The sequence below is a fragment of the Thioclava sp. F36-7 genome, from assembly GCF_002020075.1.
Taxonomy (GTDB): Bacteria; Pseudomonadota; Alphaproteobacteria; order Rhodobacterales; family Rhodobacteraceae; genus Thioclava; species Thioclava sediminum.
The window spans coordinates 92,802-106,533 of the sequence record NZ_MPZR01000004.1 but is presented as its reverse complement, the minus strand read 5'-3'; the positions used below and the strand labels follow the sequence as shown (position 1 = coordinate 106,533).

The window sequence follows — 13,732 nt, the reverse complement described above, 5'->3', positions numbered from 1 at the left end:
CAGTCGCGGACTGACTTCTAAGTTGATGTGAACGCGCAATTTGGTGCGGCAGTGGAGGGCTTTGACGATGGCGAAACGGACAACCGGGAAATCTTCCGATACGAGCAAGCCGGAAGACGCGAAATCGACGACCGAGTCCGAGACCAAATCCGACGCAACCTCTTCGCAAACCCCGAAGGATAGCAAGGCCGCCACGACTCCCGAGGCGACGGATAAGTCGAGCGCGGCCGCGTCCAGCAAGCCCGCTACGGCATCGAAGTCGAGCACGCCTGCGAAGTCGTCCCCCACGTCTACGCCTGCGACCAAAGCGGATACGTCCAAGAGCACGACCGAGACCGCCAAGCCGACCTCCACGCCGGCAACCAAGGCGGAGATCCCTGCGAAATCCGATGCGGCGCCGAAGTACGGCGCCACGCCTGAGAAGACCGAGACGACCTCGACCCCGGCCACGACCAGTGCAAAACCGGAGGCCGAGCCGGAGAAGTCGACCGCAAGCGGCACATCGGAAGATAAAGCGCAGGCCACGAAGCCAGCGAGTGCGGCAACGACCAGCAGCGCCACGACCACCGACAAGACCCCGCCGAAAAGCGATACGGCAAAGGCGAGCACCTCGTCCCAGCCGGTGATCGAAAAGCGCGGCGGGTTCGGGTCCGCTTTCCTGGGCGGTGTGATCGCGGCTGTGATCGGCGCAGGCGTCGCGATCTGGGCGATCCCCAATCTGCCGCCGCAGCTTGCGGGATTGCTGCCGACCGCGCCGGCCCCGGTGGACGAGGCGGCCATTCAAGCCAAGCTCGATGACCAATCGAAGCAAATCGGCCAACTCTCCGAAGAGATTGCGACCCTGAAATCGTCGCAGCCGCCTGCGCCGGACCTGTCTGGTGTGCAAAGCGCGCTCGATCAGGTCAATGCGGAGATCCGGGCGAATAAATCTGCGCTGGAAGATCTGAAAACGCAGATCGCGTCGCTGCAGACCGACACTGGCGGCAGCGCGGCGCAAGCCGAGATCGAAGCGGCCGCGAAAGCCGCCGAAGCCCGGATCAAAGAGGCTGAAGCGCAGGCGCAGAGCCTGAAATCGCAAAGCGAAGCGGCCGCCAAGGCGGCGATGACGCAGGCTGCGGCGGCGCGCGTGAAAGCGGCGCTGGATGCGGGCACCTCGCTCGATGCACCGCTGGCCGATCTGCGCGACGCGGGTGTCGAAATCCCTGCGGCGCTCAGTGGTGACATTCCGAGCCTGCAGTCGCTGCAATCGAGTTTCCCGGATGCCGCGCGGGCAGCGCTTCAGGCAGCGCGCCGCACCGAGACGGGCGGCTCGATCGGCGATCGCGTCGGCGCCTTCCTTCTAGCTCAGACAGGGGCGCGCTCGGTCGCGCCGAAAGAGGGCGATAGCGCAGATGCGGTCCTGTCGCGTGCGCAGGCCGATGTCGACCGGGGGGCTTTGTCCGAGGCGCTCGACGAGATCGCGAAACTGTCCGACCCCGCGCAGGAGGCGATGTCCGACTGGGTGAACCAGGCGAAAGCACGGGTGGCTGCGATCGACGCGGCCAACCAGCTTGGCGCGACGCAATAAGGAGACAGACATGATCTGGTCATTCATCAAAATCGCGCTGTTTCTGATTGTCGTCGCCGCGGCGACCCTAGGCCTCGCGCATCTCGCCGAGATGACGGGCGGTCTGCGGATCACGACGCTCGGCATGGAATTCACCTTGGGCCCGCTGCAGGCGGTGATCGCGGCGATCATCCTTTTCATCGCGATCTGGATTGTGATCCGGGTCGTCGGTCTGGTGGTCGCCTTCCTGCGCTTCCTTGCGGGCGACGAAACCGCGATCACCCGCTATTTCGACCGGCATCGCGAGCGCAAAGGCTATCAGGCTTTGTCCGAAGGGCTGCTCGCGGCCGCATCCGGCGAGGGCAAGCTCGCCATGTCGAAAGCGGCGAAGGCCGAGCGCTATCTACAACGGCCGGAGCTGACCAACCTTCTCACTGCGCAGGCGGCGGAAGCCTCGGGCGACTCGAAGAAAGCGACCGAAGTTTACAAACGGCTCCTCGCCGATGACCGCACGCGGTTCGTGGGGATTCGCGGGCTGCTGCGCCAGAAGCTCGAAGAGGGCGATACCGAAACGGCGCTGAAGCTCGCGCAGAAAGCTTACGCGATCAAACCGCGCCACCGTGAAGTTCAGGATACGCTTCTGGGGCTGCAGACTGAGACGGGCGACTGGAAAGGCGCGCGGGAGATTTTGCAGGCGAAGATGCGTCAGGGCGAATTGCCGCGTGACGTCCATAAGCGCCGCGATGCTGTCCTCGCGCTGCAAGAGGCCAAGGGCGTCTGGCAGGAAGGCGCGAGCGTCGAGGCGCGTGAAGCTGCGATTTCGGCCGCCAAAGCGTCGCCCGATCTGGTGCCTGCCGTCGTCATGGCGGCGCGCGCCTATATCGACAAGGGCAAGAAAGGCGCGGCGGAGCGCATCCTGCGCAAGGCTTGGGAAGTGCGGCCGCATCCGGATCTTGCGACCGCTTTCGCGGAGATTACCCCGGATGAAACGCCGGAAGCACGGCTGAAGCGATTCTCGAAGCTGCTTTCGAGCCGTCCCGATCATGAGGAAACCCGCCTTCTGAAAGCGGAACTGAACATCGCGGCCGAAGATTTCCCTGCGGCGCGCCGGGCGCTGGGCGATCTCGTCGAGACACATCCGACGGCCCGATCGCTGACGATCATGGCGGCGGTCGAGCGCGGTGAAGGGGCGGAGGATGTCGTCGTGCGCGGGTGGTTGGCCCGGGCCCTGACTGCACCGCGCGGTCCGCAATGGTGCTGCGACAAATGTCAGAACATTCAGTCCGAATGGACGCCGATCTGTGACAATTGCGGTGGCTTCGACACGCTCAGCTGGCGCGAGCCGCAACAGGCGCAGTCGCCGCTGCCGCATGGGGCGGAGATGCTGCCCTTGATCGTGGGCAAGCCGAGTGCCGAACCCTCGCCCAAGAAAGAAGATGAAGCCGAAGACGCCCCCATTCAGGACGCGGAAATCGTCGATCCGCCGAAGGAGGAAGGCGAGGCTGCAAGTGCATCGAAGGAGACGCAAAGCGGAACTGCGACAGCTTGATCATTTTGGGGCTACACATCCCCGAAAGAGCATGGTAATCGCCCGCCACAGTGCCGGTGTAGCTCAGCTGGTAGAGCACGTCATTCGTAATGATGGGGTCGTAGGTTCGAGTCCTATCACCGGCACCACTTCCTGAAAGTTCAGGCGCAGAGGCGGAACCGCAAGGTTCCGCTTCGCTTGTTTCAGGGCAGTCGTTCTCGAGGCTTCAGGTCAATTCACGACAAATTCTGCATGCAACGCGCCCGCGGCATTGATGCTCTTGAGGATGTCGATCATGTCGCGCGGGCTAACGCCGAGCGCGTTGAGCCCCGCGACCAATTCCGCTAGCGAGCTGCCCTGGGGGACTTCGGCCATGCGAATGCCTGGCTCTTCTGTGAGAGTCGCCTGCGATCTGGGGACGACAACCGTATCTCCTTGCGAAAACGGGTTGGGTTGCACCACGAGGGGGCTTTCCTCCACTTTGAGGGTCAGGTTCCCCTGGCTGACGGCAACGCGCGAAATCCGCACGTCTTCCCCCATGACGATCGTACCCGAACGCTGGTCGACCACGACCCGGGCGCGCTGTTCTGGTTCGACACTGAGATTCTCTACCCGGCCGATCGCATGCGCGACCGAGCGCGCGCGGGTCTCGCGAATGTTCAAAGCGACAGTGCCGCCGTCGAGCATTTCCGCGACGCGCCGGCCGTATTCGCGGTTAATGGCGGTTTCAATTCGGCTTGCAGTGGTGAAGTCGGGCGTGCGCAGCGCGAGGCGCACCGTATTGAGGTCGTTAATATCGAAGGCGATTTCGCGCTCGACGCGCGCGCCCGACGGAATATTTCCCGAGGTCGGAACGCCTTGAGTCACCGAAGCGGCGTTTCCCTGTGCCACAGCGCCGCCGGCAATGATCGCTCCCTGCGCGACCGCATAGATCTCGCCATCTGCCGCTTTCAAAGGGGTCATCACGAGGGTGCCGCCAAGAAGGCTTTTGGCGTCACCAATTGCAGAGACGGTGATGTCGATTTGGCTTCCGGCACGCGCGAAGGGTGGCAGGCTTGCGGTGATCATCACGGCGGCGACGTTCTTCGGTCGAAACTGTTCCCCGGTAACGTTAACGCCGAGCCGTTCGAGCATGTTCGACATGATCTCTTCGGTAAAGGGAGCGTTACGTAATCCGTCGCCCGTGCCGTTCAATCCAACCACCAGACCATAGCCGACGAGATCGTTCCCGCGCACTCCGTCGAATTCGACCAGATCCTTAATGCGGATCGGGGCGCAAAGAGCGATCTGCGGAAGGAAAACGAGGGCAACTAGCAACCAGCGCCACATCACATGTAATCCGTCATCGAGAGGTTGGCGAGCCGGCTTGTCAGAAGATAGAGCGTCTCGATCTGGGAGCGTACCGCTTCGAGCGCGGTTGCCGAGGCGTACGGGTCGGCGCCGATGAGTTTCGTCCGTGCAATTTCAAGGCTGACGCGTTCAGTATCGTTTCGCGTGGCTGCTGAGGCGACTTTGCCTTCGAACGAACCGACTTCCGCGGCGAGTTCGACAGTTGCGAGAGATCCCGAGTGAATTCTCTCGCCCGCTTCCTTCGCAAGCGCACTTCGCTGGGCCAAGTCACCGTCGAACAAACCTCGGTCCAAAAGCGTGCCTATGGCGTAGCCCTTGATCGCATCTTTGACGCGTGGGTCATTTGCGGTGACATTGATCGCGGCGGTTTCGCCCTCTGCGATGTAGAATTTGCCCCTGGCTTCGCCACCTTGATAGGAGGTTGCGCTGAAACCGCTTGGGTCGGCGAACCACGTATCGAGGGTCGCGAGTACATCCGTCGCATTCGTCGCCCCTGAAATCTCCGCAGACAGGGACGTGATGATCGTTTCGGTATCGGACAGCGGGGCCGTATCTCCTTGATCGCCCGAAAATATGTAGCGTCCGACAGAATTCGTGTTCAGCGTTGCGATCAGCGCGTCGAACTTTTCGGCTGTCGACGCGACGGTCGCGTCGATCATTATCTTGCTGGAGGTGGTCGCCGCGGACATGAGGGCCGTACTGATGCCGTCGTCGAGGTTGCCGATCCGCTCGAGGCTGCGTTGCATCGCGTCTGCATATTGGCTCGCCTCGGTAGTGGCGAGGTCGAATGCGTCGAACAATCTCAGGCTCCGATCGATCGCGGAGAGCGCGCCGAAGTCGCCTGATACGGCGGCGCCGAGATCGGATTTTATGCCAGACGTCACTTCCTGGGTAAGGGTCGCCAATTTCGTATCCAGCGCTGCATTGTGGCGTCGCATCTGGAAATTCAGCGCCATGTCTCCAACAGAGAGATAGTTCATCTTAAATCTCCAGAAGCTGTTTGATCAGTGCGTCGACTGTTTGAATGACGCGTGCATTGGCGCTGTAGAGTTCTTCAATTTGTAGAAGTTTCTGCATTTCATGATCAGTATCGACGCCCTCGGCGAGCGCTTGCTCTTTCAATGTGTCGTAGCGGGTCGTCGCATAGGTTTGAGTCGCCTCGTTGCTTTGACGATCGCTCGTGACTTGGGACAAGAAGTTTGCGAAAAGCTCTGCGCTTGAATGAAGCGACGGGCCAAAATTTCCGGACGCGGGTGCGGACGCGGTTGTTAACGCTGAGGCGAGTGACAAAAGATTTTCTGCGTTGCTCACGGGGCCAGGGGTAGATGCGCCGAACCCGTCACGCAGCAGCGAGAGCGAGCCTCCTTGTGCAGGGTCCGCGAGCGGGTTGATGACGATCCGACCGGCGAGGCCTGTTTCGTTGAGCGGGTCGAGCGGGCCCCCGCCATCTGTAAAGAGACCGGCTGCGCCGCCACTGAGTGTTGGGTCGACCGCCGGGTCGCTGACTCTCTCGATCAGGTTGCGGGAGAGTGCGTCGATCTGAACCTGCAAGTTTGGAGCGAGCGTATCACGGATGGCGAAAAGGGCGCCAAGCGTGCCGCCGCCGAAGAACCCGTCATCGTCACTTGAGACGGCGTTTCCGTTGAGCGTCAGGCCTGAGAGGACCCCTCCGTCGTGGGTCATGTCCGGCGTAATGATTCCGCGCGCCGTGAACCCGATCTCCACTGGGTTGCCTTCGAGAAGGACGGCACCGCTTGTGGTGAAGAGTGCAATTTGATCGTTTTCGCGCGGGACTTGGCGGGTTGGGGCGATGCTGGAAATCCGGTCGACCAGCGTTTGACGTTGGTCCTTGAGCGCATTGGTGTCATGGCCTGCGGCCTTTCCGGCCAAGATCGATGCGTTGAGTTCATCGACCTGCGCGAGTGCGCTGTTTAGGGCGTCGACCTGCGTCGCGATTTTCCGGTCTGCGTCCATCCGGCTGTCCTGCAATTCTGCGGAGAGCGTATTCAAGTGTCCGGTAACCTCGCGGGCGGCGCTCAGCACTGTGGACAGGCGGGCTTCGCTTTCTGGGCGGCTACCAGCTTCGACGAGCGAGGCTTCGAGCTCTGCGAATTTGGAGGATAGGGAGTTCGCATCCTCTGGCGTGCCGATGCGAGCTTCGAAGGTTGAAAGAAAGTCGCCGCGCAGCGATGCGTTTTGGGCCGCAGCATCGGAGAGGCGGAGATCGCTGCGGAGGGTTTCGTTGACGATGCGGTCGACGCTCAGCACGCGAACACCGGCACCTTGCTGGCCGACGACCTGCGCGCCGAGTGAAATCTTGCGCCGGACGTAGCCGTCGGTGAGCGCGTTGGCGGTATTGGAGGCGACGACCTCGGCCATGCGAGAGGCCGCAGTGAGGCCCGACAAGGCATTGGATAGCGTTTGCGAGATTCCCATTGCGACCTCCCGTCGCCGATCCGATCAGGATCAGCGTTTGATATTGGTGGTTTCCTGCAGCATCTCGTCGACCGTCTGGATTACCTTGGCGTTGGACGAGTAGGCGCGCTGCGTCTGGATGAGATTGGTCAGTTCTTCTGCAACATCGACCGTCGAGCCTTCGCGAGCGTAGCCTTCGATCGACCCGGTCGGACCGTCACCGGCATTCCACAGGAAGAAAGAGCCGGAGTTCGAGGAGACTTCGAAAATCTGATTGTCGAGCGCGATCAGGCCGTTCTGATTGGGAACATCCACGAGGGGGATTTGATAGACGGTGCGGATGAACCCGGTGTCGTAGGTCGCTTTGATGTAGCCATCCTCATCGATTTCGACGGCCGTGAGATTGCCGACGGGCGAGCCGTCCTTCGTGATCGATGTCGGCGAGAAACTGTCGGAGAGCTGCGTCAAACCATTGGTGTCGCCGATCTTGCCGATGGTGACGCTCAGCGGACCGCCGGCGACGGAGAGATCGAGCGTGCCGGTCGAGGCATCGTAGGCGCCACCCGCGATGACGTTGACCGAGGCGAGCGTGCCGCCGCTGCTGCGGCTGTCGTCGAAGGTCAGGACATAGCGACCGATGACGCTTTCATCGGTCGCGGGGGTGCCCGGGTCATCCACCGTGGCGCTGTCGCGAATGACCATGGCCCATTCGTTCGATGCGCCGGTGGCCGGGACCGTGGGATGGAACGTGATGTCCAGGGTTTCGGATGTTCCGAGATTTCCGAAATATTCGACGGAAAGTGGTAGCGTATCACCCGCAGATCCGGCTTCGGTATCTGTTGCGGGCAGATTGACCCCGAGATTAAGCGTGGTCGTGGGGTCGCCGGCCGTCTGGTTGGCGTTGATCACCACCGGTTCCATTCCGGACATGGTGTCGCGCGCGAAGGTCGGAATGGTGCCATCGGCACTGGCGGGCCAACCGAGCAGAACAAGCCCGGATTCGGTCATTAATGTCCCGTCGACATCAGTGCGAAACGCGCCGGTCGTGGTCATCTTCAAAGGTTCGTCGCCAGTCGAATTATCGAGCGCCACGGCCGTCATGACGGGCAGCATACCGCGTCCGGAAACCGCGATGTCGAGTGCGTTCGAGGTGGAGACCAGCGAGCCTCTCTCTTCGATGAGGCGACTCGTGGAGGCACGGACACCGCCAGCCGAATAGGAGCCAGTCTTCGCCGCCTGATTGATCACCATGCTTTCGAATTCGGTGACGGCGCGCTTGTAGCCGTATGTACTCGAATTCGCGATATTGTCCGAGATCGTGGCAAGACGTGTGGCATTCGCGGCCAAGCCGGCCACGCCCGCATTGAGCGAGGAAGAAATGGACATGGATGCGCCTTTCTGCTGCTGCGTCCGAAGTTCTTCCTACCTTTGCGCCCGGGTGTTTAAGATCGCCCTAACAGGTCTGCCTTTTTCGACCCGTGGTTACCATTTCGCTAAGACGCGCCTCACCGGCCATTGCGTAGCACGATCACTTCTAGACGGTTGTTGCGCAGGTCCATCGCACGCTCGACCTTGGGCTTGCGATCGGCGAAGCCGCTGACGCGCTGCATCCGATCGGGGGGGAAGCCGGCCTCGTCCAGCAATGTCCGCATCGCTTGCGCGCGTGCGGCGGAAAGCTCCCAGACCGGGTCATGGGCCAGCATTTTCGGGTAGGATCTCGTGTAGCCGTTGATCGCGACGTTGTTTGAGACGAGCGAGAAGACCCGCGTCAGGATTTTCGCCAGATCGGGGAGAACCGGCTGCGGCTTGGCGGTGTCGCCGACGAAAAGCGGCGCGTCGGGCAGGTCGGAAATCTCGATGATCAGACCCTCGTCGGTCACGCGGGTCACGATGTGGCGTGCGAGCTGCTCGCTGATCATCGACTCGCCACCCACGCCCATCAGAGCTTGCTCGATCGCGCGCGCCATCTCTTTCAAGCTGGCCGTGTCGCTGTCCTGTGTGTCGTCCGCGGAGTTTTCGCCGCGGGCCTGACGCTCTTCGGTCGGGCGTTGCGAGACGGCACCGGTGCCGCTCTGTGCAATCTGGTCCTCTGAGAAGACGGAATCCCCGCCGAAAGCGCCTTCTCCGCCACCGGAGATGCGATTGATCGGGATCGTCGGATTGAAGTAATCCGCGATGCCCTTGCGTTGTTTCTCGGTTGTCGCGTTCAGCAACCACATCAGCATGAAGAAGGCCATCATCGCAGTGACGAAATCGGCATAGGCCACTTTCCACGCCCCACCGTGGTGCCCGTCGCCTGCGACAACCTTCTTACGCTTGATGATGATTGGCGCCGCGTTGTCGCGGTTGCTCATTCCACCACCTCTTTTCACCCGCGTCCGGTATAGTAGGTGCGTGTTAACAGGCGATTGACGGATAAAATGCGAGCCATCGGCCTCTTCCCTTGTCGTGGCGCGGCCAATCGCTAGATTTGGCAGATGAATGGGCACCCGAACACAATGATAGCTGACCCGGCCGACCTGATTGCCTGTCCGCAATGCGACGCGCTCTATCGCGCGACGCATCTGCCCGATGGCAAGCGGGCGACCTGTGTTCGCTGTGGAACGGTGCTGATCTCGCCGCGCGAGAGATCGTTTCTGCATGTCATCGCCTTTTCCTTCACCGGGATGATCCTGATGATCGGGGCGATCTTCTTCCCCTTCCTTGAGATTTCGACTCGCGGGCTGAGCCATGAGAGCTCTATCTTCGGCGTTGCGATGGCATTTTCCGACGGATGGATCGCGCCTCTGGCCTTCTTCGTGCTGTCGATGATCGTGGCGCTGCCGATCTTCCGGTTTGCTGCGCTGATCTACACGCTCTGGCCGCTCGCCAATGGCAAACCCGCATGGAAACATGCCGCGACGATGTTTCGCCTCGCCGAGGAAAGCCAGCCCTGGGCGATGGCGGAGATCTTCATCATCGGCACGGCGGTGGCGCTGGTGAAACTTGGCGGTCTCGCCAAGGTGTCGCTCGGCCCCGCCTTCTGGGCTTTCTGCGTTCTCATCATCGTGATCGCGCTCAAGAACTCCTTTGTCAGCAAATGGACGATATGGGACGCAATCGAACGAAAATGAATGTGCTGACCGCCACCGATGCCGGATTGATCGGCTGCACCCGATGCGGTCGGGTCTGGACCCCGGATCATGCGCATTGCGAACGCTGCGGCGCGACGTTGCACAAGGTCGACAAGAGCGGGCTGCAGCGCGTCTGGGCGTGGTGGATCGCGGGGCTGATTTTCTACATTCCCGCCAATCTCTACCCGATGCTGGTCACGGCGACGCTTGGTCATGAGCAGAAAAACACCATCGTCGGCGGCGCGATGGAGCTGTGGCGGCATCACAATTACGGCGTGGCGCTGATCATCTTCGGCGCCTCGGTGATGATCCCGATCGGGAAATTCATCGCCATTGCCTATCTCGCCCTCGCGGTCGGAAACGAGCGCCGCAAAGGCGGCCCTCCGCACCTGCATCTCTACGAGGTGGTGGAATTCATCGGCCGCTGGTCGATGATCGACGTCTTCGTCGTGGCGATCCTCTCCGCACTGGTGCAGCTTGGTTTCGTGGCCTCGATTCATCCCGGCCCTGCCGCCGCGTCTTTCGCCCTCTCGGTTGCATTCACCATGCTATCCGCCCAAAGCTTCGACCCGCGCCTGATCTGGCGCGGCCCTGACAGAGTGAGTTCATGAACGACACCCCCGAGACCGGCCCGGCCGAGCTGGAAACCTCCAACGCTCCGCGCCCGATCTGGACGCGGCTTTCCGTCGTCTGGATCGTGCCGTTGATCGCCTTGCTGATCACGCTCGGCGTCGCATGGAAGACGGTCTCGGATCGCGGGATGCTCATCCATATCAACTTCAAGGATGCGACCGGGGTCGAGATCGGCACGCCGCTCAAGTTCCGCGATGTCGATGTCGGCAAGGTGGAGAGCGTCTCGTTCACCCCCGATCTCGAGCAGGTGCAACTCGGCGTGCGCATCGACAACGAGGTTGCGCCGTTCGTCGATCAGGATGCGAAATTCTGGCTGGTCCGCCCCGAAGTGTCGGCGCGGGGCATTCAGAACCTCGGGACGGTGCTGTCGGGGACCTATATCGAGGGCTTCTGGAACAATAAGCCCAACGGCCAGCAGAGCATGTTCCAGGGTCTCGACAAGCCGCCGATCTCTCCGGATCCGACCAAGGGCACCATCATCGAGCTGCGCGCAAAGGATGCGGGCGGGATCGTCGATGGGGCGCCGGTGCTCTATCACGGGCTGACGGTGGGCCATCTGCAGAACCTGCGGCTCGACGATGACGGGTCCGGCGTGATCGTGGATGCGTTCATCGAAGCCCCGTATAACAAACAGCTGACGACCCAGACCCGGTTCTGGGACACGTCGGGCTTCTCCGTGAAATTCGACACCTCCGGTCTCAGCCTCGACGTGCGCTCGCTCGCGACGCTGGTGCAGGGCGGGGTGGAATTCGACACGTTCACCAGCGGCGGCGGGATCGTCGAGAATGAACACGCCTTCCGTCTCTATGACGGCAAGGACACGGCGGAAAACTCGGTCTTCCAATCCGACGTGGTCGATCCGCCGAAATACACGCTGCTCTTCGACGACCCCGTGCAAGGGCTTGAAGTCGGCTCGAAAGTGCAGTTCCGGGGCGTCGAGGCGGGCGAAGTTACCGGGCTTGCGATCAAGATCCGTAAGGACAGCACCGGCCAGAGCTTTGCGCAGCAACAGCTCACGATCGCGCTGTCGCCGGACCGGCTAGGTCTGTCCCGCGACGCCGGGGAAGAGGCCGTGACCCAGTTCCTGCAGGGCGAGATTCAAAGCGGACTGAGAGCGCGGATCGCGAATATCGGGCTTCTCGGTGGAACGACGGTGATCGAACTCACCGATGTGCCAGATCTGCCAGACGCCGAGATGAATCTCGACGCCAAACCCTATCCGACGCTCCCGACCGCGCCTGCGGCCGAGAATGATCTCTCGAAATCGGCGCAGGGCGTCTTCAAGCGGATCGAAGGGTTGCCGATCGAGGAGGTGATGAGCTCCGCGATCCGCACATTGGATTCGATTTCGGCCGTGGCCGAGAGCGAGGAAACCCGAAAAGTTCCGGGCGAGTTGTCCGGCCTGCTGGAGCAGCTCAAGACCTTCACGACCGAGCTGAACAAGAAGGATGCCGCGGATAAGACCGTGGCTGCACTCGACCGGGTGACGGAAGCTGCGTCCTCCGTTCTCGAGGAAATCTCGGGGCTCGACGAGACGCTCTCTTCCGCAGATCGCGCCGCGACGGCCATCGCAGATATGCCGCTCAAGGATGTGGGCGACAAGCTAGATACGATCCTCGCCAGTATCGACCAGCTTCTGAACAAGCCCGGCACGCAGGACCTGCCGCAATCGCTCAACGATACGCTCGAGCAGACCGCGGCGATCCTGACCCAGCTGAAGGAGGCGAATGCGGCCGACAAGCTGAACCAGACGCTCGATGCGGCGCAGAACGCGGCGGATTCGGTGTCGAAAGCCTCGGATCAGCTGCCGGAACTGACGCAGAAGCTGCAATCGCTTGTCGATCAGGCGGGGGCTCTGGTGGCGACCTATGGCCGTGGCTCCAACTTCTCGAACGAAACCCTTAGCACCTTGCGCGAGTTGCGTCGGGCGATCTCGAATATCGGCTCGCTCGCGCGTATGATCGAACGCAATCCGCAGTCCTTCATTCTGGGCCGCTGACAGGAGATGACGATGAAAGCTCTAAGCCTGATCCCGCTATGCCTCCTGGGCCTCGCGGCGTGTTCCGATCCCGAGAAGATCGCGCGCTATCCGATCGACCCGCCCACCGCAGAAAAGGCGCTGCCGAACCGGCTGGGCCGGGCCGAGCTGCGGGAGGTCTCGCTGCCTGACTATGCGGGCGGGCAGGAGATCGCGTTCCAGACTGCGGACGGGGCGCTGCGGTCGAACCCGGACAATCTCTGGGCCGATGACCCTGCGCGGTCCGTGACGTTGGCGCTGGCGCGGCAAATCTCGTCCCTCTCTGGGGCCACCGTGATTTCCGAGCCTTGGCCGCTCGCCGATCCGCCCTCGCGCAGGATCGAGGTCCGGATCGAGCAGATGCTGCCGGGCGCCGACGGGCTGCTGCATGTCGCAGGTGTCTATTTCGTCTCGGCGAATGGCTATGAGCGCAGCGGAGACACGGTGCGGCGGTTCGACTTCACGGTGCCGATCGGCTCTCAGGAACCGCAGGCCATCGCAAAAGCGAATAGCGCGGCGGTGACGGTGCTCGCGCGGCAGATCGCTCAGCTACGCTGAAACATCGAGAGCTTGATCAGCCGCGCTGATCGGGAAGGAAGCGCCCGAACTGACCGCCCGCGAAAAGCAGCGGATCGGTCCCGGCGCCTTTCACGAAGCGGGTGACGCGACCGATGATGATCGTGTGATCGCCGCCATCGTGGCGCGCCTCGGTCACGCATTCGAACCGGGCGAGCGTGTCGTCGATCAGCGGCACGCCAGCCGCATTCAGCCGGTAGGACAGACCATCGAACCCTTCGCCGCGCTTTGTGAACCGCTTGGCCAGCGCCTCCTGATCGTAGCACAGCACATGCACCGCGAAGGCGGGCGTTGCCATGAAATGCGCGTGTCGGAACGAGGACCGCGCCGCCGACCACAGGATCAGCGCCGGATCGAGCGAGACCGAGGCGAAGCTGTTCACCGTCATCCCGACAGGCTCTGCCGCGTCTTCATGCGCACAGGCGGTCACCACGGTCACGCCGGTCGCGAATTGCGCGAGCGCATCGCGCAAAAGCCGCGTATTCGCCGGGTCAGGCTGGTGGCCGTGGCCCTCGCTCTCGGCGCGGCCCATTGCGGCTTCGATATCATCGCTT

At 62.1% G+C, this 13,732-nt stretch carries 12 protein-coding genes and 1 tRNA gene; 7 read left to right on the top strand and 6 right to left on the bottom strand.

Annotated features, from left to right (window positions below):
• Positions 1-67: 67 nt before the first annotated feature.
• From BMI89_RS08480 to BMI89_RS08470, 3 genes are all read left to right on the top strand, one after another.
• Positions 68-1,567, top strand: a complete 1,500-nt coding sequence (locus BMI89_RS08480) for a hypothetical protein (protein WP_078570591.1) — start codon at positions 68-70, stop codon at positions 1,565-1,567.
• Positions 1,568-1,577: 10 nt separating this feature from the next.
• Positions 1,578-3,095 carry a heme biosynthesis HemY N-terminal domain-containing protein gene (locus BMI89_RS08475; RefSeq protein ID WP_078541476.1) on the top strand — a complete coding sequence of 506 codons (1,518 nt, stop codon included), beginning with the start codon at positions 1,578-1,580 and terminating at the stop codon, positions 3,093-3,095.
• A gap of 52 nt (positions 3,096-3,147) precedes the next feature.
• A tRNA-Thr gene (locus BMI89_RS08470) sits at positions 3,148-3,223 on the top strand.
• Between the two features lie 82 nt (positions 3,224-3,305).
• On the opposite strand, the gene BMI89_RS08465 is transcribed toward BMI89_RS08470, so the two are convergent.
• The 5 genes from BMI89_RS08465 to BMI89_RS08445 form a co-directional block, all read right to left on the bottom strand.
• Complete coding sequence (locus BMI89_RS08465; protein ID WP_078570590.1) at positions 3,306-4,403, bottom strand: flagellar basal body P-ring protein FlgI; 1,098 nt, start codon at positions 4,401-4,403, stop codon at positions 3,306-3,308.
• Positions 4,403-5,404 carry a flagellin gene (locus BMI89_RS08460; protein WP_078570589.1) on the bottom strand — a complete coding sequence of 334 codons (1,002 nt, stop codon included), beginning with the start codon at positions 5,402-5,404 and terminating at the stop codon, positions 4,403-4,405. The genes BMI89_RS08465 and BMI89_RS08460 overlap by 1 nt, the downstream gene beginning before the upstream one ends.
• A 1-nt stretch (position 5,405) precedes the next feature.
• Positions 5,406-6,860, bottom strand: coding sequence for a flagellar hook-associated protein FlgK (flgK, locus tag BMI89_RS08455; RefSeq protein WP_078570588.1), 1,455 nt, complete (start codon positions 6,858-6,860; stop codon positions 5,406-5,408).
• Positions 6,861-6,890: 30 nt separating this feature from the next.
• Positions 6,891-8,225, bottom strand: coding sequence for a flagellar hook-basal body complex protein (locus BMI89_RS08450; RefSeq protein WP_078570587.1), 1,335 nt, complete (start codon positions 8,223-8,225; stop codon positions 6,891-6,893).
• Between the two features lie 119 nt (positions 8,226-8,344).
• Entirely contained in the window at positions 8,345-9,193 is an 849-nt protein-coding gene (locus BMI89_RS08445) for a flagellar motor protein MotB (protein WP_078570586.1), read from the bottom strand.
• Positions 9,194-9,337: 144 nt separating this feature from the next.
• Here BMI89_RS08445 and BMI89_RS08440 point away from each other — a divergent pair, with 144 nt between their 5' ends.
• Genes BMI89_RS08440 through BMI89_RS08425 form a run of 4 tightly spaced genes read left to right on the top strand, consistent with a single transcriptional unit; the run spans position 9,338 to position 13,160 of the window.
• Positions 9,338-9,952 carry a paraquat-inducible protein A gene (locus BMI89_RS08440; protein WP_246831995.1) on the top strand — a complete coding sequence of 205 codons (615 nt, stop codon included), beginning with the start codon at positions 9,338-9,340 and terminating at the stop codon, positions 9,950-9,952.
• The gene (locus BMI89_RS08435; protein WP_244176661.1) at positions 9,949-10,563 is read left to right on the top strand and encodes a paraquat-inducible protein A; all 615 of its coding nucleotides are present in this window, start codon (positions 9,949-9,951) and stop codon (positions 10,561-10,563) included. The genes BMI89_RS08440 and BMI89_RS08435 overlap by 4 nt, the downstream gene beginning before the upstream one ends.
• Positions 10,560-12,584: an MlaD family protein gene (locus tag BMI89_RS08430; protein ID WP_078570584.1), complete on the top strand. Its 2,025-nt coding sequence runs from the start codon at positions 10,560-10,562 to the stop codon at positions 12,582-12,584. Before BMI89_RS08435 ends, BMI89_RS08430 begins: the two co-directional genes overlap by 4 nt.
• Before the next feature lie 12 nt (positions 12,585-12,596).
• Positions 12,597-13,160: a PqiC family protein gene (locus tag BMI89_RS08425; protein ID WP_168173847.1), complete on the top strand. Its 564-nt coding sequence runs from the start codon at positions 12,597-12,599 to the stop codon at positions 13,158-13,160.
• Between the two features lie 16 nt (positions 13,161-13,176).
• Here the strand turns inward: BMI89_RS08425 and BMI89_RS08420 are convergent, their stop codons facing one another.
• Positions 13,177-13,710 (bottom strand): flavin reductase family protein, encoded by a 534-nt coding sequence (locus tag BMI89_RS08420; protein ID WP_246832009.1) that lies wholly within the window; start codon positions 13,708-13,710, stop codon positions 13,177-13,179.
• Between the last annotated feature and the right edge of the window lie 22 nt (positions 13,711-13,732).